The following is a 19,238-nucleotide window of genomic DNA, read 5'->3' as shown; positions in this document are numbered from 1 at the left end:
CTGAGCCCGATGTTACGCCCGACCGTGACATTCTTACGACGGACTCTTGGCGACGCCGAGAATGCCCACCGTATCTCGCCTTTCCCGGCTTGGCCCCGAGAGGTTGAGCCGATTCGCTGCGGTTTCTGTCCGGGAGCCACGGAATCCGCGGGAAAGCGCGTTTTGTTCTCCTCTTATGCTGCACCTGCGAAGAGTCCAAAACCACTCGGGAAACAGAATTTCAAACCCGATTTTCGGCCGTTTTTTCAGAGGGTTAACCAACCATTCCTGAGATTCACAAACGGGGAGTAAATTTCGCAATGACAGGCTCGGCGGCATCCGTACTATCTATGGATAGTGGGGAGCAGCCAATTGCTCCCAAGATGTAGGCTTCTTCCACAGACTGTTCTATCCACAACTGTGGACAAAAAGAAAAAGGGGACCGCAAGTGTTTGATGTCGTTCAAGTTCGACGCGGTGCGCGGGTTGTTACCGATTCTTCCCGGGACGCCCGGCTCACCATTTTTGGCAAAGCCACGCTGAACGACCGGTACCTGCTACCGGGCGAGAGCTATCAGGACATGTTCGCGCGTGTCGCCTCGGCCTATGCCGACGACGACGCCCATGCCCAGCGCCTCTACGATTACATCAGCAATCTGTGGTTCATGCCGGCCACTCCCGTGCTCAGCAACGGCGGGACCACCCGCGGGCTGCCGATTTCGTGCTTCCTCAACGAAGCGAATGACAGCCTCGAGGGCATCGTCGGGCTGTGGAACGAGAATGTGTGGCTGGCGGCCCGTGGCGGCGGCATCGGCTCCTACTGGGGAAATCTGCGTTCGATCGGCGAAAAGGTCGGCATGAACGGCAAGACCTCGGGCGTGGTGCCGTTCATCCGCGTCATGGATTCGCTCACGCTCGCGATCAGCCAGGGCTCGCTGCGCCGCGGGTCGGCCGCAGTCTACCTGCCGGTGAATCATCCCGAGATCGAGGAGTTCATCGAGATCCGCCGTCCGACCGGTGGTGATCCCAACCGCAAGGCGATGAACCTGCATCATGGCCTGCTGATCTCCGACGCCTTCATGCGCGCCGTGGAGGCCGACGAGGAATGGGCGCTGGTCAGTCCCAAGGACGGCGCCGTGCAGCGCACCGTCTCGGCGCGTGGCCTGTGGATCCGCATCCTGACGGCGCGTGTGGAAACCGGCGAGCCCTACCTGGTGTTCGTCGACCACGTGAACAACGCCCGTCCCCAGCACCACAAGCTCGCGGGCCTCGAGGTCAAGACCTCGAACCTGTGCAGCGAGATCACGCTGCCGACCGGCATCGATCATCACGGCAAGCAGCGCACCGCCGTCTGCTGCCTGTCGTCGCTCAATCTCGAGACCTATCTCGAATGGCACGAGCATCCGACCTTCATCGAGGACGTGATGCGCTTCCTCGACAACGTGCTGCAGAGCTTCATCGACACCGCGGGCTCCGACTTCGCGCGCGCGACCTATGCCGCGATGCGCGAGCGCTCGGTCGGCCTCGGCGTCATGGGCTTCCACTCCTTCCTGCAGGGCAACGGCATTCCGCTCGAATCCGTGATGGCCAAGGTGTGGAACAAGAAGATGTTCAAGCACATCCGCGGTCAGTGCGACGAGGCGTCGATGACGCTCGGCAAGGAACGCGGCGCGTGCCCGGATGCGGCCGATTTCGGCTTCCAGGACCGCTTCTCCAATAAGCTCGCGATCGCGCCGACCGCGTCGATCTCGATCATCTGCGGTGGCGCCTCGCCCGGCATCGAGCCGTCGGCGGCCAACGTCTACAACCACAAGACCCTGTCCGGCTCCTTCGTGGTGCGCAATCCGTACCTCGAGAAGATCCTCGCCCAGAAGGGCAGGAACGACGAGGACACCTGGACGGCGATCATGACCGACCAGGGCTCGGTGCGTAATCTCGACTGCCTCGACGATCACGAGAAGGCGGTGTTCAAGACCGCGTTCGAGATCGACCAGCGCTGGCTGGTCGAGCACGCCGCCGACCGCACGCCCTACATCTGCCAGAGCCAGTCGCTGAACATCTTCCTGCCGGCCGACGTGCACAAGCGCGACCTGCATCAGATCCACATGATGGCGTGGAAGCGCGGCGTGAAGAGCCTCTATTACTGCCGCTCCCTCTCCATCCAGCGCGCCGAGAGCGTGGCAGGCGAAGCCCTCGCCGCGCCGCTCGGCGACCATGCCCTTACGGCGCCTAGAATCGACGCTCCCTCCTCTCTGCCGCTCGGAACGCCGCCGGGTCCGCAGAGCAATGACTACGAAGAATGTCTTAGCTGCCAGTAGACGAGCGTTGTACCCCTGTCGCGTTTCCGGCGTTCGGGATCGCGACAGGGGATTTTAATTTCAAGCGACCCCATTCATTCGCCCGACATATTGGACGCCCGCGCCATGTCACTTCTCGACGCCAAGCCGATCTACAAGCCGTTCCACTATCCGTGGGCCTACGACGCCTGGCTGACGCAGCAGCGCATCCACTGGCTTCCCGAGGAAGTGCCGCTGGCCGACGACGTGAAAGACTGGCGCAACAAGCTGACCGACAGCGAGCGCCATCTGCTGACGCAGATCTTCCGCTTCTTCACCCAGGCCGACGTCGAGGTGAACAACTGCTACATGCGGCACTATTCCCGCGTCTTCAAGCCGACCGAAGTGCAGATGATGCTGGCTGCCTTCTCGGCGATGGAGACGGTGCACGTCGCCGCCTACAGCCACCTGCTCGACACGATCGGCATGCCCGAGACCGAGTACTCCGTCTTCCTCACCGTCAAGGAGATGAAGGACAAGTACGACTACATGCAGGGCTTCAACGTCGACTCGAAGGCCGACATTGCCAAGACGCTGGCCGTGTTCGGCGCCTTCACCGAGGGCCTGCAGCTGTTCGCCAGCTTCGCCATGCTGATGAACTTCCCGCGCTTCAACAAGATGAAGGGCATGGGCCAGATCGTGACCTGGTCGGTGCGCGACGAGACGCTGCACTGCAACTCGATCGTCAAGCTGTTCCGGACCTTCATCCAGGAGAATCCGGAAGTCTGGACCGAGGAGCTGCAGCGCGAGATCTACGTCGCCTGCTCGACCATCGTCGATCACGAGGACGCCTTCATCGACCTCGCCTTCGAACTGGGCGGCATCGAGGGCATGACCGCGACCGACGTGAAGCGCTACATCCGCTACATCGCCGACCGCCGCCTGACCCAGCTCAGCCTGCAGCCCATCTACCGTGCGGACGCCAAGAACCCGCTGCCGTGGATGGACCAGATGATGAACGCCATCGAGCACACCAACTTCTTCGAGAACCGCTCGACCGAATACTCGAAGGCCTCGACGCGCGGCACCTGGGACGAGGCGTTCAGCTAGGCTTTTTGCCGACCATTCTTCTCCCTCTTCCGACTGTGAGGAGGGATATTGCGGCGCAGCGATGCGCTGACAGGAGCATCGCGCCCTTCCGCCCCAACATAAGACCGATGTAGGCTTCCTCCGCTGAGCGTCCAGTTGCGTTGCGTGCGCGCGTCGTACTGAAACTCTGGAGGCAGCCATCATGAAAATCCGTCGTCGATCGTTGGCGCACCTCACCATCGGTGCCGCAGCGTTGCCGCTCGTGCCGGGCCTGGCGCGGGCGCAGGCCTATCCGAATCGGACCGCCCGCATCGTCGTGGGCTTTCCCGCCGGCGGCGCGACCGACATCCAGGGGCGCCTGATGGCGGAATGGCTGACCGAGCGCCTCGGCCAGCAGTTCATCGTCGAGAACAAGCCGGGCGCCAGCGGCAACATCGGCACCGAGACCGTCGCCAAGGCCGCGCCCGACGGCTACACGCTGCTGCAGGTCGTGACGCCGCATGCGATCAATGCCGCGCTCTATTCCAATCTCGGCTTCGATTTCATGCGCGACATCGCGCCGGTCGTCTGCGCGGCGCGTCTCGCCTACCTCGTCGTGGTGAACCCGTCGGTTCCTGCGAACACGCTTCCCGAGCTCATCGCCTACGCCAAGGCCAATCCCGGCAAGATCAACTACGGATCGGCAGGCCAGGGCACGCCGCAGAACATCGCCTGCGAACTCTTCAAGATGATGACCGGCGTGAACCTGGTCCATGTTCCGTACAAGGGCGGCGCGCCGGCCGTCGCCGATCTCATCTCGGGCCACGTGCAGGTGGTCTTCGCGCCGTTGTCGGAGTCCATCCAGCAGGTCAAGGCGGGCAAGCTGCGGGCGCTGGCGGTCACGACCAAGGCGCGTCTGGCGGTGCTGCCGGACGTTCCTCCGGTGGCGGACTTCGTGCCGGGTTACGAGGCCAGCGGCTTTGCCGGCATCGGCGTGCCCAGGGGCACGCCGGTCGAGATCATCGCACTGTTGAACAAGGAACTGAACGCCGGCCTCGCCAGCGAGAAAATCAAGACCCGCATCGTCGAATTGGGCGGCACGGTAGTGGGCGGCACGCCAGCGGAGTTCGGCGCGATTCTCGCGGACGCCACGGAGAAGTGGGCGAAGGTGATCAAGTCCGCCGGCATCAAGGCCGAGTAGCCGGCCGCTGATGCCGGCCTGGACCTGCTACTTCTTGAAGAAGACCTTTTCGCAAACCGAGGTCGCGAAATCAGTCGATATCGCGCGGGCGCCGCCCGAGAGCTTGGCGAGCCCGATGAGGCCGCCGCCGGACGTTATCTCCTGCACGTAATATTCGGACGCAACGCTGTTGTCGGCGGTGTTGACCAGCTTCACCTCGCCGGCAACCTCGTGGTTGTCGCCGAGCAGCATCACCATGCCACTGTTTGCGAGTTTGAAGTTATCGACGCGGACCTGCATTTCGTAGCGTGTCGGTCCGGTCGCGCATTGGCTTGTCTTCAATTCGAGCGCCGACTTGAGGGCCTGAAGATTCTCCTCGGGAATGTTCCCGGCGCGGCTCGTGACGGTGACGCTGCCGATCGACGCCTGTGCCGCCGTCGCGGGCGCCCAGGCCTGAATGGGTTTGACCGGTTGTGCGCAGGCCGCAAGCATGAGAGCGCCAGCCGAGGCCGCCAAGATCCGTGTGAACAAGCAATCCCCCAGCTCTGATTTCTACGCTTGGACAATCCAAGTTTGTCTCAGTAGAAAAGTTTCTACCGTGGGGCGTAGAGGTGGCGCAACGATGCAATCGATCGTGAATGTTCCAATTGTTTCTCTGTTTGCGATCGCACTGTTGGCGGGCTGCACCGTTTCCGATGCCTCGTCTTCGAACCCTTCTCAGACGGCATTATCGTCGGTGCAGGGGTCGGGAAGCGTACGAATCTCCGGCCTTTCGAATCTTCGCCAGACGGCTCTCGTCCTGACGGATCAATGCCGCACCGCAAGTTATGAAACCGATCGGCAGGCGTTCGCCCAGGTCGCGCTCATCAAGGGGCTCGCAGGTTACGCGGCGGCGTTTCCAAACGGCATAGCCGTGACTGTCCAGCCGATGTCGCTGCGCATGCGGTGCCACAGTTCGGGCCTCGCCGCCCTCCTGAGCTACTGCGAAGCCGAGGCCAGGGTTGGTCTCACGGCAGGCGGCACGACCCGCGCGAGCCAGGTGGTCAGCGTGAACGTCACGAAGGAGGCTTCGGAGCGTGCCCAACTGGGCCTCGCCTGCATCAGCACGATGCCAGCCGTCACTGCGGCGGTCGACAAGGCGCTGACGGACGCGATCGCGGGTCTGCAGGCCGACCTGACGGCGCAAACAGGGATTGCCGCGCCGCGATGACCAGTCCGTGGCCGGGACCGTTTGCGGCGTCACGTGCGGAGCCTCCCCGACAAGAGAAAGAAAGCCGACCCCGCGCCGACGAACGCTGACGAAGCCGCCACGCCGAACATCGTTGCGTATCCGCTCTCCGACGGCTCCTGGCCGAGAGCCGCACCCAAGGCTGCGATCCCGACTGCGAAGCCGCCCTGGCGCATCACGATGGTGAGCGCCGAGGCCATGCCGGCCTGCGCGGGCGGCGCCAGGGTCACGACGGCGCCCGAGAGTTGCGACTGCACGAGCGCCGCGCCCGTCGCGATGACGGCCATGCTGACGAGCGCCATCGTCCAGGTCGGCTCCAGTGCCAAGGCGAGGTCGCCGATGGCGATCACCGCGAGCCCGGCTGTGAACAGGGTGCGCCATCCCCATCGCGTTGCCAGGTGGCCGGCGAGTGGCGGCAGGACGACCATCGGCAGCGTCGCCGCGAGGAGGGCGATGCCCGCCTGCGCCGTGGAGAGGCCGAAGGCCGCGTTCAGGAACAACGGCAGATAGACCAGGACCGCCCAATAGCCGATCGAGACGGTGATCAGCAGCAAGGCGACGGCGATCAACGCCGGCTGCGTCAGCAGTGCGGGATCGAGGACCGGGTGCGGCCGGCGTCGCTGCTGCACGACGAACGAAGCGGCGAGGATCAGACAGGCGCCCGTGCCGACCGTGAGATGCATCGCCGTCCGGCCTGCCAGCAGCGTCTCGATGGCGATGCCGAGCGCCAAAGTGAGCAAGGCGACGCCTGCGAGATCGAGCGGTCGGGAGACGGCGGCGCGTTCCTCGGACACGAGACGCGGCACGATCCACGCGGCCAATAGACAGCACGGAAGGTTGGCGAGGAAGATCCAGCGCCAGCCGAGCGACGCCGCCACGATGCCTCCAAGGGTCGGCCCCAGCGCCATCGCCGCGCCGGACACGATGCCCGCGAGACCGAAGGCCCGGGCGCGGTCCGCCGGATCGGGATAGGCGCTGGCGGTCAGCGCGATCGAGCCGGTGATGACGAACGCCGCCGCGAAACCCTGCGCCGCGCGCGCCGCCCACAGAGAGGGGCCGTCCCAGGCCAGCCCGCAAGCGAGTGACGCCAAGGCGAACATCAAGTTGCCGGCCAGCAGGGCGCGTCGCCGCCCGTGGCGATCGGCCAGCGCGCCGGCGGCCAGCAGCGTCGCGGTGAAGGCCAGGCTGTAGGCGTCCATCGTCCAGGCATAGGCCGCCAGCCCGAAGCCCAGATCGTCGCCAATCGTCGGCAGGGCGACAATGACCGCAGTGACGTCGAGCTGGGTGAGGAAGCCCGCGAAGGACAGGGCGAGGGCAGGGGTGCGCCGGAAGGTTTTCATGGTGCCCCGTGATGCCGCCTCTCGCGCCCAGGCCCGAGCGCCAAGCATTCACTTGAGTATGAATATGGTTCATGATGAGGGAAATGCGCTCTCTCCCGCCCTTCGACGCCCTGGTCGCTTTCGACACCGCGCTGCGCCATCGCAGCATGACCCTGGCGGCGGCGGAGCTCGGCATGACCCAGAGCGCCGTCAGCCATCGCCTGCGCCGGCTCGAAGCCTATGTCGGCGCGCCGCTGCTCCATCGCTCGCCGACCGGATTGCACGCGACGCCGGCCGGCACGGCCCTGGCCAGTGGCCTCGCGGATCTCCTGGATGGCCTGTCCGATCTCCGCGCCCGCTGCCGCGCCGTCGCCGTGCCGTCGGGCCTGCGGGTCGGCGTGGGAGCAGCGCTTGCCGACTACTGGCTGGTGCGGCGATTGCCGGCCTTTGCGGCAGCGAATGCCGGCATGGAAGTCGAACTCACCATCGTCGAGAGCGAGGCCGAGCTGCGGGCGCCCGATATCGACGTCCACATTCTGTGGCAGCCCGCGGCGACGGCGCGTTCGTCCTCGACGCAGCGCCTGCTGTTCCAGGAGCAGGTCTTTCCGGTGTGCGTTCCCGGGTTGCTGCCGGGCGGCAGAACGCTGCGCGATCCGCAGGCGCTGGCGACGCTGCCGCTGCTGTACAAGGGAAAGCCCGGCCGCGGCCAGGGCGCGGAATGGTCATGGCCGGTTTGGTTCGAGCGGCTGGGCATCGCGGGCAAGCCGCCGGCGGCCGCGCTACGCTTCGGCACCATCCACACCGCGATCGCCGCGGCGCTGCAGAGCGCGGGCGTCGTCATGGCGCGCTCGCTGCTGGTGCACGACGCGCTGAAGGACGGGCGGCTGGTGCGGGTGCTGCCCTCGTCCTGGGACATGCCGTCGAGCAAGGCCCATGTGGTGCGCTGGCCCGCCGCCCTGACGGGCGACGAGCGCGTAAGTCGGTTCGTGAAGTGGGCGGTCGCGGAAGCGGAAAGAACGACCGGCCGCCGCGCGGCTCAACCTTCGCCGAAGGTCCGCTTGTAGGTCTTGGTCATCACCTCGTCGAGGCGCGCGCCGGGAACGAAGTCGGCCATCTCGTCCGGCCGGGTGAGGCCCGGAAGCTGGCGCGCGCAGTCGGACGGTTCGCCGATCACCTGAGTGACCGGATACAGCGCCGACCAGGCGGGGACGCCCTCGTAGTCTTCCTCCTCGTCCGCGACGTGCTTGTCGCGAATCTTGCCCGAGGCCGTCTCGATCTCCATGCCGATCATGGTGGTCGCCTTGAACTCCTGCTTGTTCGGCTGGCGAATGAGCTTGGAGCGGCCGGGATAGATGCGGTCGATGAAGCGGTCCATCAGCTTCAGCTTCTCTTCCGGGTCGTCGATCACATGCGCCTTCCCGAAGGCCATGACGGCGCGATAGTTGACCGAGTGATGGAAGCCGGAGCGCGCCATCACCAGCGAATCGAGATGGGTGACGGTCAGGCAGACGTCGACGCCTTCCTTCTGGCTGCGGATCATGCGGCTCGCGGACGAGCCGTGCCAGTAGAGGTGGCTGCCTTCGCGCCAGAACGAGGTCGGCGTGCAGTAGGGACGGCCGTCGATCACATAGGCGATGTGGCAGACCAGGGCGGCATCCAGGATCGCGTGGATGGTCTCCTTGTCGTAGCGGCCGCGCTCGTGGACGCGCTTCACCTTGTTCACGTTGGTGACGGGATAGCTGTCGGGCGGGGTGACTGAATCGGGAGGGCTCATGGCTTGACCTTTGGCGCACCGGAAAAGGGGTTGCTTGCGGCAGGACCATCGGCGCGATACGGATCAGACGAAAGAGCCAGTTTGATGGAAAGTGACTGGACCAGTTGAAACCCCGGTCGACCTCCCGCTCCCGCCGCGTCCCGCCGCTCGGCCTCGCGCTCGATCCCTCGTCGCCCGAGCCGCTGCATCGCCAGATCGGTGAGCAGATGCGGCGCGCCATCCTCGAGGGGCGGCTCGAACCCGGCGCGCGGCTGCCCTCGTCGCGCCAGATGGCAGAGGATCTCGACTGCGCGCGCGGCACGGTCGTGCTGGCTTTCGAGCAGCTCGTCGCCGAGGGCTACGTGGTGAGCCAGGCCGGCTCGGCCATGTCGGTCGCCGCCGACCTGCCCGACGAAATGCTGACCGTGCCGCGAGCCGGTACGCCGCTGCCGGGCAAGTCTGTCGCCCGGCCCGCCGTGGCCCGCCGCACACGGGCGCTGCTGGCCGAGACGCCACCGGGCATTCCCGCCGGCCCGCCACTGGGCTTTCCCACCGGGCAGCCGGATCGGGAGGCCTTCCCCTTCGCGCTCTGGGCCAAGCTGCTGGAACGGGAATGGCGCCGGCCCGGCATCGAAGCGGCGAGCGCCGTGCATCCGTTCGGCCATGCGGGTTTGCGTGAGGCGATCGCGACCTATCTCGGCGTGGCGCGCGGCTTCACCTGCGACCCGGCCGAGATCGTGGTCACGACGGGAATCCGACACGGCCTCTCTCTCTTCGCGCAGGTCGTTCTCGATGCCGGCGACACGGCCTGGATCGAGGAGCCGGGATTCGTCGGTGTGCGCGAGGCGCTGGCGGGCTCAGGCATCAACGCCGTACCCATCGCCATCGACGAGGCGGGCTTCTCGCCCGAGGCGGCACTCGCCGCTGCCTCAGAAGCGCGCCTGGCGGTCGTGGCACCGGCGCATCATTTCCCGCTCGGCACCGTGCTCGGCCTGCAGCGCCGGCTCGAGCTGCTGAGCTGGGCCGAACGCGGCAAAGGCTGGATCGCCGAGGACGATTTCGACGGTGAGTATCGCTACAGCGGCCGCCCGCTGGCGCCGCTGCGCGCGCTCGATCGCGCCGGCCGCGTCGCCTATTTCAGCAGCTTCTCCAAGCTGCTCTTCCCGGCGCTGCGGCTGAGCTTCCTGGTGCTGCCGGCCTCGCTGGTCGAGGCCACGGAGCGGATCATGGACCGCGTCTCGGTGCGGGCGCCGCTGCTGGGTCAGGGCGCGCTCGCCCGCTTCATCGCCGAGGGCCATTTCGCCACCCACCTGCGCCGCACGCGGCAGCTCTATGCCGGCCGCCGCGAAGCCCTGCTGCAGGCCGCCGTGCAGCATCTCGACGGCCTGCTCACGGTCGCCCCCGATCCCGGCGGCATGCACGTGATCGCCAGCCCGACGTCGGAGATTGCGCGGCGCTTCGACGATGTTGCCGTGACGGCGGCGGCGGCGGCCAAGGGGCTGACCGTCCAGCCGCTCTCGGTCTGCTACGCCGGCCGCGCGCGGCGACACGGCCTCATCCTGGGCTACGCGGGAACGCCCGAAGCGGAGATCGATCGCGCTCTGGCGACGCTGCGCGCCGTGGTGCGCGATGCGACGGGCCGCCCGAAGCGCCAAGGGCGGCGCTGAGGATTGTCACCCCGCCCGCGCGGCTTTGGCGGCCTCGAAGGCGGCGAGCCGTTCGGGGAGCTTGCCCAGCGAGGTGGTGGCCGTCGAGGCGGCCGCCGGTATCGGCAGCGTCTCGTAGAAGTGGCAGGCCACGCGATGGCCGTTGCCGGCATCGCGCAGCTCGGGTTGCTCCTGGCGGCAGCGCGGCTGGGCGTGGATGCAGCGCGTGTGGAAACGGCAGCCCGGCGGCGGGGCGAAGGGGCTGGGCACATCGCCGGCCAGCAGCACGCGCTCCTTGCGCACGCTGGGATCGGGGCGCGGGATCGCCGACAACAGCGCCTGCGTGTAGGGGTGCAGCGGCCGGTCGTAGAGGTCACGCTTGGTGGCGATCTCGACCAGCTGGCCGAGATACATCACCGCGACCCGATCGCTGATGTGCTTCACCACCGCGAGGTCGTGGGCGATGAAGAGATAGGAGAGGCCGAAGCGCTGCTGCAGGTTCTGCAGCAGGTTCACGATCTGCGCCTGGATCGACACGTCGAGCGCGGAGACCGGTTCGTCGCAGATGATGAGGTCGGGATTGACCGCCAGCGCGCGGGCGATGCCGATACGCTGGCGCTGGCCGCCGGAGAACTGGTGCGGATAGCGCCTCGCGTGCTCGGGCAGTAGGCCGACCACGTCGAGCAGGTCCTTGACCCGTGTCGCGCGCTCGGCCGCGGTGTGGAGATCGTGCACCGCCATCGGCTCGGCCAGGATCTCGCCCACCGTCATGCGCGGGTTCAGTGACGCATAGGGGTCCTGGAAGATGATCTGCATGTGGCGGCGCAGGCGGCGCAGCGCATGCTTGTCCAGGGTCGCGATCTCCTCGCCCTTGAACCGCACCGAGCCCGCGGTCGGGTCCATGAGGCGGAGCACGAGGCGGCCGGTCGTCGACTTGCCGCAGCCCGATTCGCCCACCAGCGCCAGCGTCTCGCCGCGCGCGATCTCGAAGCTCACGCCTTCGACGGCGCGCACCATGCCGATCACCTTGCGACGGATCAGGCCGCGGCTCACCGGGAAGTGCTTCACCAGCCCGTCGACCTGGAGGACGGGCGTCGCTTCAACGAGTCTCATGCCGCCCTCGCGAGTTCGACCGGCGCCTTCCAGCAGGCCACGCGATGCTCCGGGCCGAGATCGCGCAGCGGCGGCGGCTCGAGGTGGCAGCGCGGGTCGGCGAAGGGACAGCGCGGCGCGAAGCGGCAGCCCTTGGGCTGGTTGTTGGGGCTCGGCACCGAGCCCTCGATGGTCGACAGGCGCTCGCGATCGACCTCGATGCGCGGGATCGAGCCCAGCAGGCCGATCGTGTAGGGGTGCTGCGGATCGGCGAACAGCGCGTCGACCGGCGCGCTCTCGACGATCTTGCCGGCATACATCACCACCACCTCGTCGGCGATTTCGGCGATGACGCCGAGATCGTGGGTGATGATCAGCATCGCCATGCCGAGCCGGCGCTGCAGGTCCTGCAGCAGGTCGAGGATCTGCGCCTGGATGGTGACGTCGAGCGCCGTCGTCGGCTCGTCGGCGATCAGCAAAGCGGGCTCGCAGGAGAGCGCCATGGCGATCATGACCCTCTGGCGCATGCCGCCCGACAGGAGATGCGGATAGTCGTCGACGCGCTGCGTGGCCGAGGGGATCCGCACCAGCTCGAGCATCTCGATGGCGCGGGCCTTGGCGGCCTGCGGCGACAGCTGTGTGTGTGCCAGGATCGCCTCGACGATCTGCTGGCCGATCGTATGGACCGGATTGAGCGAGGTCATCGGTTCCTGGAAGATCATCGACATCTTGCCGCCGCGCAGGCGACGGCGTTCGTCGGCGGAGAGGCCGAGCACGTCGCGGCCCTCGAACAGGATGGCATCGGCCTCGACCTGGCCGGGCGGGCTCGCCACCAGGCCCATCACGGAGAGCGAGGTGACGCTCTTGCCGCAGCCGGATTCGCCGACCAGTCCGACGGTGCGGCCGCGGCCGACGGAGAAGTCGATGCCGTCGACCGCGCGGAACAGGCCGCGGTCGGTGTGGAAGTGGGTGCGGAGACCGCGGACCTCGAGGAGCTTTTCCATCAGAAGGAGTAGTCCAGGCCCTTGTAGAAGGTGTTCTGGTAGAGCATGTGCGGCCGCACCCCCTTCAGCTTCTTCAGGCTGGTCGTGTACATCGCGATGTTCATGACCGGCATCCAGAGATGCTCCTCCGTCACCCTCTGCTGGGCCAGCGCATAGTATTTGGCGCGGTCGGCTTCGGTGATCGAGGCACGGCCCATCTTCAGGTACTCGTCGGTCTTGGCGTCGTTCCAGTTCATGCGGTTGGGCGCCGGCATGTTCTTGGAATCGAAGTAGAAGTTCAGCAGGTCGCCGGACGAGATGTAGGGGAAGGTCACCGTCCACAGCTCGAAGTCCTGCTTGCCCATCTCGGCCGGCGCGATGGTCGAATCGTAGCCCACGATCTTCCAGTCGACGCCGATCTTGCGCATGTAGCCCTGGATGGCCTCGGAGACGCGCGGGAAGTAGGCGACCTGGGTGAACAGGACCTTCGGCGCCAGCTTGACGCCGTCCTTCTCGCGGATGCCGTCGCTGCCCACCTTCCAGCCGGCCTCGTCGAGCAGCTTCTTGGCCCGTTCGACATCCTCCTTGATGAGGCCCTTGGTCGAGTCGGCGAAGTCGAGCGCCTTGGGATCGATGAAGGTGTAGGCGGGCTCGGCATTGCCCAGCATGATGCCCTTGACGATGTCGGCGCGATTGATCGCGATGTTCATCGCCTCGCGCACGCGCTTGTCGGCCACCATGGGACGCGTGGTCTTGTAGCCGTAGTACATGAGCTGGAAGTTGGGCTTGGCCTCCTGGACGTTGAGGTTGGGCGAGGCCTTGACCTGCTGGATGAACTGCAGCGGGATCTGGTGCGTGATATCGAACTGTCCGCCCATCATCGCGGCAACCCGGCTCGAGTCCTCAGGCACGATCTTGATGCTGAGCTTCTCGAACTTCACCGGCCCCTTGTTGGTGTACATCGACGGGCCCCATTTGTAGGCGTCGTGCCGCTTCAGCACGATCTCGGTGCGCGGCTGCCAGCTCTCGAAGCACCACGGGCCGGTGCCGTCGATCGCCTTGACGCCGTAGTCCTTGCCCAGCGCCTCGACGCTCTCCTTGTTGTGGATCGCCGTCGTGAACATGGTGAGTTGCAGCAGCAGGTCGGCGAACGGCTCGTTCAGCTCGTATTCGACCGTGTAGGGGTCGGGCGCGCGCAGCTCCTTGATGTTGCCGGCGCGCCAGGCCAGCGGCGCCTTCAGTTCGGGGCTCTTCAGCCGCTTGAAGGAGTAGATGACGTCCTCGGCGGTGAACTTCTTGCCGCTGCAGAAGCTGACATCGTCGCGCAGCTTGAAGGTGTAGAGCTTGCCGTCGGGACTGATCGTCCAGGACTTGGCGAGATAGGGGATCGCCGTCTTGCCGTCCCAGTCCATCGCCACCAGCGTGTCCTGGAACATGTTCACGATGTCGGAGGTCGGCGACCAGGTCGTGCGCTGGCCGTCGTAATGCGGCGCATCGAGCGACTTCATCATCCGCAAGGTCTGCGCCTCCGCCGCGGGGGAGAGGCCCAGTACGCCAAGCAACGCCGTTACGCCCGTCAGGAACTTACGCATCGCTTCCTCGCCTTGTTGTTGTTCAGTGCGTCACGTCGGGACCCTTGTCGAAGGAGTTTGCAGGATCAGCTCTGCAGTCGCGGATCGAGGACGTCGCGGAGCGCGTCGCCCAGGAGATTGGCGGCCAGCACGATCACGAAGATCATGAAGCTGGGGATCGTCGCGATGTGTGGCGCCATGAACAGGAAGTCGCGGCCCTGCGCGGCCATCATGCCGAGCTCGGCCGTGGGCGGCTGGGCGCCCATGCCGAGGAAGCCCAGCGCCGAACCTATCAGGATGATCTGGCCGAAGCGCAGGGTCAGGAACACGAAGATGGTCGAGATGCAGTTGAGCGTGAGATAGCGCCAGATCAGCGTACGATCGGACACGCCGACGGCGCGGCCGGCTTCCATGAATTCCTGGCTCATGATGCCGATCGCCGCGCCGCGCGCGACGCGGGCCACGTCGGGCACGGTCGCCACCACCAGCGCGATCACCACGGCGGTGAGGCCGGCGCCGAAGATCGCCGCCACCGCGAGGCCGATCAGGATCGCCGGGAAGGCCAGCATCACGTCGACCAGCCGCATGATCCAGCCGTCGAGACGGCGATAGTAGGCGGCGAGGATGCCGAGGAAGCCGCCCAGGAAGCCGCCGATGACGACGCCGACCAGACCCAGCATCAGCGTGTTGCGCGAGCCGTAGATGACCCGGCTGAGGATGTCGCGGCCGGTATTGTCGGTGCCGAACCAGTGCTCGGCACTGGGCGGCTGCATCACCTTGGTGAGATCGGTGAGATAGGGATCGTAGGGCGCGACCAGCGGCGCGAAGAGCGCGGCGAGACCGATGGCGGTCAGCAGCAGCGCGGCCACGAGCGCCACCCTGTCCCGGGCCAGCCGGCGCAGGACGCCGGAGCGGGAGAAGACACCGTTCTCTTCGGCGGCTGCCGGTGTGGGGGCGTTGAGGGCGTCGACGCTCATGACCGCTGCATCCTGGGATCGAGATAGACGTAGAGAACGTCGACGATCAGGTTGATCGAGAGGAAGGCGATGGCGAGGATCATGATCGCGCCCTGCGCCGTCGGGAAATCGCTCGAGACGATGGCGCCGACCGCCAGCCGTCCGACGCCCGGCCAAGAGAACATCGTCTCGGTGACGACGGCGCCGCCCAGCAGGAAGGCCGCCTGCAGGCCGATCAAGGTGACGACCGGGATCATCGCATTGCGCAGCGCGTGGTGGATGATCACCACCGTCTCGCGCAGGCCCTTGGCGCGGGCGGTGCGGACATAGTCGGCGCCCAGCACTTCCAGCACGGCGGTGCGCGTCAGCCGCGCGATCGGTCCGATCAGCACGCTGCCAAGCGTCAGCGCCGGCAGCACGAGACTCGGCAGGCCGCCATCCCAGATCGGGCCGGTGCGACCGGTGAAGGGGAACAGACCCCACTGGAAGCCCATGTATTGGATCAGTACCAGGCCGATGAAGAAGACCGGCATCGAAACGCCGGCGACGGAGACGGCCATGATCGCGCGGTCGAGCAGGGTGCCGCGCCGCACGGCGGCGAGCGTGCCCAGCGCCAGGCCCAAGGGGATGGCGATCACCATGCCGCCCAGCATCAGCTCGACCGTCGGCCCGATGGTGAGTGCAAGCTCCTCGCTCACCATCTTGTTGGAGATGATGGAGCGGCCGAGGTCGCCCTGAAGCACGCGGCCGATATAGTCGGCGAACTGGATCGGGATGGGGCGATCGAGGCCAAGCTCGTCACGGATCGCCGCGATCGTCTCGGCCTTGGCATCGGGCCCGGCGATGATCATCGCCGGATCGGCGGGCACCACCTGCAGGAGGCAGAAACACAGGAAGAGAACCCCGAGCAGCGCGGGGAACGAGACCAGCAGGCGGTGGACGATCTGTCTTCCCATGCGCCGTCCTCGGACCGTTTCGGCCAAGGGGGAGCGCGCCGGTTTCCCGACGTGTCTCGACGCTTCTCCCTGGCAGCCGCTGCTTCGGTCAGACCTGCGCGGCGTTCGTTATGCAGAGATTGTGCATGCGATTTTTCGCGATGTCACGCCCAGCCGCCGGCGTGCGGCAGGACATGTCCGGTGATGAAGCCGGCACCGTCGGAACAGAGGAAGCAGATCGTGGCACCCAGCTCGTCGGACTTGCCGAGACGACCGAGCGGAATCTGCGCCGTCATCTTGGCCATCGCCGCGCTGTTGGCGAGCAGTGCCGGCGGGAAGTAGTCGGGGTTCTCGACATAGTTCGAACCCACCGCATTCACCGTGATGCCGTCGCGCCCCAGTTCCTTGGCGAGCGACGAGACGAGACCGTTGCCTGCCGCGCGTGCCGAGACATAGGGCGCATAGTTGGCGATGCCGCGCAGCGGCGCGGCCGAGGAGACGAACACGATGCGGCCCGACTTGCGCTTGCGCATCGACGGCGCGACGAGCTGGGTCAGCCGGAACGGCGCCACGGCCATGACTTCCAGCGCATCCCGGAAATCCTCGATGCGCGCCTCGCCGAGCGGCGCGCGCAAAGCCGGATAGGCGTCGTTGTTCACCAGCGCGTCGATATGGCCGTGGCGCTTCAGGGCCAGCTCGACCATCGTCGCTGGCTCCGTCGCCGACAGGGCATGGGCGCCCGGGAATTCCGCCTCGTACTTGCGCCGAGCGCTCGGCGCCTCGAACGAAGGATCGTGCGCCAGCACGGTAGCGCCCTGGGAGAGGGCGACCCTTGTGGTGCCGTGCCCTGCGAATTTCTCGACGTTGGTGATCAGGATGACCCGGTCTTTCAGCAGCATGGCGATTCCTCTAGGTTGCGGCCCCATGGACCAAGCCCATTCCGACGATCCTAGCGCAGCCCGCCCCGAGGGACAGGCCCCGGAGGGGCGTGCGTCCTTCGGATTCCGCGACGTGCCGGCTGCCGAAAAGGCCGGCCTGGTGCGCGAGGTCTTCGCCAGCGTGGCGCCGCGCTACGACCTGATGAACGACCTGATGTCGGGCGGCGTGCACCGGCTCTGGAAGAACGCCATGGTCGACGTGGTGAACCCTCGGCCGGGCGAGAAGCTCCTGGATGTGGCGGGCGGCACCGGCGACGTCGCCTTCCGCCTGCTGCGCCGGCAGGGCGAACGGCCCGACGTCACCGTCTGCGACATCAATCCGGCCATGCTCGAGGTCGGGCGCGACCGCGCCGTCGATCGCGGCCTCTTGCAGGGGCTCACCTGGGCGACCGGAGATGCGGAGCATCTGCCGTTCCCCGATCGCTCGTTCGACGCCTACACGATCGCCTTCGGGCTGCGGAACGTCACCGACATCGACCAAGCGCTGCGCGACGCCTATCGCGTGCTGAAACCCGGCGGTCGCTTCTACTGCCTGGAATTCAGCAAGGTGACCTCGGCGCCGGTCGGCCGCGTCTATGACGCCTATTCGGAGCGCGCGCTGCCGTTCTTCGGCAAGGTCATCGCCCGGGACGCCGAGTCCTACCGCTATCTCCACGAGAGCATCCGCCGCTTCCCGCCGCAACGCGAGCTGGCGGCGCGCATGCGGGCCGCCGGCTTCGAAAACGTCTCCTGGCGCGACATGTCGCTGGGCGTCGTGGCGCTGCATCAGGGCTGGCGCATCTAGATGTTCCGCGCACTCCGCAATGCCTGGCGCCTGTTGCGCATGGCGGTGAGCTTCGCTCGCCACGACGCCCTGTTTCCGCTCGAGTCGCTGGGCATCGCGCCGGCGCTGATCGCCTGGGCGCGTCTCTTCGCGCCACGCCACGACCCGCGCCGTCCTGGCGAGCGGCTGGCGGCGGCGCTGCAGGACATGGGCCCGTCCTTCATCAAGCTGGGACAGGCCCTGTCGACCCGCGCCGATCTGCTGAGCGAGGAAGTGGCCGCCGATCTCGCGCGCCTGCAGGACCATATTCCGGCGTTTCCCGGCGCTGAGGCGCGCCGCATCGTCGAAAGCGAACTCGGGCAGCCGCTCGGCAATGTCTTCTCGAGTTTCGACGACGTGCCGGTGGCGGCGGCGTCGATCGCCCAGGTGCATTTCGCGGTCACCGCCGATGGCCGCGACGTCGCGGTGAAGGTGCTGCGGCCCGGCATCGCCAAGGCCTTCGAACGGGACCTCGATCTCTTCTACTGGGTGGCCGAGCTGGTCGAGCGCACGCAGCCGCGCTTCCGCCGCCTGAAGCCGGTCGAGTCGGTGCGCGCCTTCGCCGATGTCGTGCGGGTCGAGATGGACCTGCGCATGGAAGCGGCCGCCGCCGAGGAGCTGGGCGAGAATTTCGCCGACGATCCGAACTACCGCGCGCCGAAGATCGACTGGGATCGCACCGCCGAGCGCGTGATGACGCAGGAGCGGGTCGACGGCATCCCGATCGGCGATCGCGACGCGATCATCGCCGCCGGCCACGATCCGCACGAGATCATGCGGAAGTGCGCCGAGGCCTTCTTCTATCAGGTGTTCCGCGACGGCTTCTTTCATGCCGACATGCATGGCGGCAACGCCTTCGTCGACCGCCAGGGCACCATCGTTCCGGTCGATTTCGGCATCATGGGCCGGGTCGACCAGGACACGCGCGGCTATCTGGCGGAGCTGCTGGTCGCCTTCCTGCGGCGCGACTACCGGGCCGTCGCCGAGGTCCAGTTCCGCGCGGGCTACGTGCCGCCCGACCAGTCGCTCGAAACCTTCGCGCAGGCCTGCCGCTCGATCGGCGAGCCGATCTTCGGCAAGCCCAGCCACCAGATCTCGATCGCCCGCCTGCTCGCCCAGATGCTGCGCGTCACCGAGCAGTTCGAGATGACGGTCCAGCCGCAGCTGCTGCTGCTGCAGAAGACCATGCTGATGGCGGAAGGCATGGGCACCAAGCTCAATCCCGAGGTCAACATCTGGGAGCTGGCGCGGCCGCTGATCGAGGACTGGATGGTCACCCATTTCGGGCCGCGGGCAACGGTCGGCCGCGCGGTCGACGATCTCGCCCAGGGACTGCGTCGCCTGCCGCGCCTGATCGACAGCCTGCATCTCGTGGCCGAGCACGAACGGCGCAAGGCCGAACGCGATGCGCTGCAGCCGCCTCCGGCTGGCCGCCTGTGGCGTCCCGGCTTTGCCGAGACGGTTGCCATACTGGCCCTCGTGGCCGCCATCGCCGCCTGGTGGCACTGAGCCC

Annotated in this window: 17 protein-coding genes; 8 read left to right on the top strand and 9 right to left on the bottom strand. The window is 66.8% G+C overall.

Going from position 1 to position 19,238, the window contains the following annotated elements; all coding sequences use genetic code 11:
* Window positions 1-499 precede the first annotated feature (499 nt).
* The 3 genes from ACO07K_RS24150 (at window position 500) to ACO07K_RS24140 (ending at window position 4,523) form a co-directional block, all read left to right on the top strand.
* Window positions 500-2,296 (top strand): ribonucleoside-diphosphate reductase subunit alpha, encoded by a 1,797-nt coding sequence (locus ACO07K_RS24150; protein ID WP_422036698.1) that lies wholly within the window; start codon window positions 500-502, stop codon window positions 2,294-2,296.
* Between the two features lie 105 nt (window positions 2,297-2,401).
* A complete protein-coding gene (locus ACO07K_RS24145; protein ID WP_422032403.1) occupies window positions 2,402-3,364 on the top strand; it encodes a ribonucleotide-diphosphate reductase subunit beta in 963 nt (320 codons plus the stop codon).
* Window positions 3,365-3,545: 181 nt separating this feature from the next.
* Window positions 3,546-4,523 (top strand): Bug family tripartite tricarboxylate transporter substrate binding protein, encoded by a 978-nt coding sequence (locus tag ACO07K_RS24140; RefSeq protein ID WP_422032401.1) that lies wholly within the window; start codon window positions 3,546-3,548, stop codon window positions 4,521-4,523.
* Window positions 4,524-4,550: 27 nt separating this feature from the next.
* Here the strand turns inward: ACO07K_RS24140 and ACO07K_RS24135 are convergent, their stop codons facing one another.
* Window positions 4,551-4,994, bottom strand: coding sequence for a hypothetical protein (locus ACO07K_RS24135; protein ID WP_422032399.1), 444 nt, complete (start codon window positions 4,992-4,994; stop codon window positions 4,551-4,553).
* A gap of 130 nt (window positions 4,995-5,124) precedes the next feature.
* Between ACO07K_RS24135 and ACO07K_RS24130 the strand changes: the two genes are divergently transcribed.
* Window positions 5,125-5,712: a hypothetical protein gene (locus ACO07K_RS24130; protein ID WP_422032397.1), complete on the top strand. Its 588-nt coding sequence runs from the start codon at window positions 5,125-5,127 to the stop codon at window positions 5,710-5,712.
* Window positions 5,713-5,741: 29 nt separating this feature from the next.
* On the opposite strand, the gene ACO07K_RS24125 is transcribed toward ACO07K_RS24130, so the two are convergent.
* Window positions 5,742-7,070, bottom strand: a complete 1,329-nt coding sequence (locus ACO07K_RS24125; RefSeq protein WP_422032395.1) for an MFS transporter — start codon at window positions 7,068-7,070, stop codon at window positions 5,742-5,744.
* Window positions 7,071-7,153: 83 nt separating this feature from the next.
* Here ACO07K_RS24125 and ACO07K_RS24120 point away from each other — a divergent pair, with 83 nt between their 5' ends.
* Window positions 7,154-8,113, top strand: a complete 960-nt coding sequence (locus tag ACO07K_RS24120) for a LysR substrate-binding domain-containing protein (protein WP_422032393.1) — start codon at window positions 7,154-7,156, stop codon at window positions 8,111-8,113.
* Here ACO07K_RS24120 and ACO07K_RS24115 read toward each other — a convergent pair.
* Complete coding sequence (locus ACO07K_RS24115; RefSeq protein ID WP_422032391.1) at window positions 8,086-8,823, bottom strand: pyridoxamine 5'-phosphate oxidase family protein; 738 nt, start codon at window positions 8,821-8,823, stop codon at window positions 8,086-8,088. The two genes, ACO07K_RS24120 and ACO07K_RS24115, sit on opposite strands and share 28 nt — an antisense overlap.
* 104 nt (window positions 8,824-8,927) lie before the next feature.
* Here ACO07K_RS24115 and ACO07K_RS24110 point away from each other — a divergent pair, with 104 nt between their 5' ends.
* Window positions 8,928-10,469, top strand: a complete 1,542-nt coding sequence (locus tag ACO07K_RS24110; RefSeq protein ID WP_422032389.1) for a PLP-dependent aminotransferase family protein — start codon at window positions 8,928-8,930, stop codon at window positions 10,467-10,469.
* Between the two features lie 6 nt (window positions 10,470-10,475).
* Here ACO07K_RS24110 and ACO07K_RS24105 read toward each other — a convergent pair whose 3' ends face one another.
* From ACO07K_RS24105 to ACO07K_RS24080, 6 genes are all read right to left on the bottom strand, one after another.
* Entirely contained in the window at window positions 10,476-11,561 is a 1,086-nt protein-coding gene (locus ACO07K_RS24105) for an ABC transporter ATP-binding protein (RefSeq protein WP_422032387.1), read from the bottom strand.
* Complete coding sequence (locus tag ACO07K_RS24100; protein ID WP_422032385.1) at window positions 11,558-12,544, bottom strand: ABC transporter ATP-binding protein; 987 nt, start codon at window positions 12,542-12,544, stop codon at window positions 11,558-11,560. The genes ACO07K_RS24105 and ACO07K_RS24100 overlap by 4 nt, the downstream gene beginning before the upstream one ends.
* Window positions 12,544-14,115: an ABC transporter substrate-binding protein gene (locus tag ACO07K_RS24095; protein WP_422032383.1), complete on the bottom strand. Its 1,572-nt coding sequence runs from the start codon at window positions 14,113-14,115 to the stop codon at window positions 12,544-12,546. Before ACO07K_RS24095 ends, ACO07K_RS24100 begins: the two co-directional genes overlap by 1 nt.
* Window positions 14,116-14,180: 65 nt before the next feature.
* Window positions 14,181-15,071, bottom strand: a complete 891-nt coding sequence (locus ACO07K_RS24090) for an ABC transporter permease (RefSeq protein ID WP_422032381.1) — start codon at window positions 15,069-15,071, stop codon at window positions 14,181-14,183.
* Window positions 15,068-16,006, bottom strand: a complete 939-nt coding sequence (locus ACO07K_RS24085) for an ABC transporter permease (RefSeq protein WP_422032379.1) — start codon at window positions 16,004-16,006, stop codon at window positions 15,068-15,070. Before ACO07K_RS24085 ends, ACO07K_RS24090 begins: the two co-directional genes overlap by 4 nt.
* Before the next feature lie 143 nt (window positions 16,007-16,149).
* On the bottom strand, window positions 16,150-16,884 hold the full coding sequence (locus ACO07K_RS24080) for an SDR family oxidoreductase (protein ID WP_324504969.1): 735 nt from the start codon (window positions 16,882-16,884) through the stop codon (window positions 16,150-16,152).
* A 25-nt stretch (window positions 16,885-16,909) separates the two neighbouring features.
* Between ACO07K_RS24080 and ubiE the strand changes: the two genes are divergently transcribed.
* Both ubiE and ubiB read left to right on the top strand, forming a co-directional pair.
* On the top strand, window positions 16,910-17,707 hold the full coding sequence (gene ubiE, locus ACO07K_RS24075; protein ID WP_422032377.1) for a bifunctional demethylmenaquinone methyltransferase/2-methoxy-6-polyprenyl-1,4-benzoquinol methylase UbiE: 798 nt from the start codon (window positions 16,910-16,912) through the stop codon (window positions 17,705-17,707).
* Window positions 17,708-19,234 (top strand): 2-polyprenylphenol 6-hydroxylase, encoded by a 1,527-nt coding sequence (gene ubiB / locus ACO07K_RS24070; RefSeq protein WP_422032375.1) that lies wholly within the window; start codon window positions 17,708-17,710, stop codon window positions 19,232-19,234.
* The last annotated feature ends 4 nt before the right edge of the window (window positions 19,235-19,238 follow it).

Source organism: Reyranella sp. (assembly GCF_965228225.1).
In the GTDB taxonomy this organism is placed as follows: Bacteria; Pseudomonadota; Alphaproteobacteria; order Reyranellales; family Reyranellaceae; genus Reyranella.
Note: the sequence above shows the minus strand (reverse complement) of the source record. Positions and strands in the feature narration are given on the sequence as shown.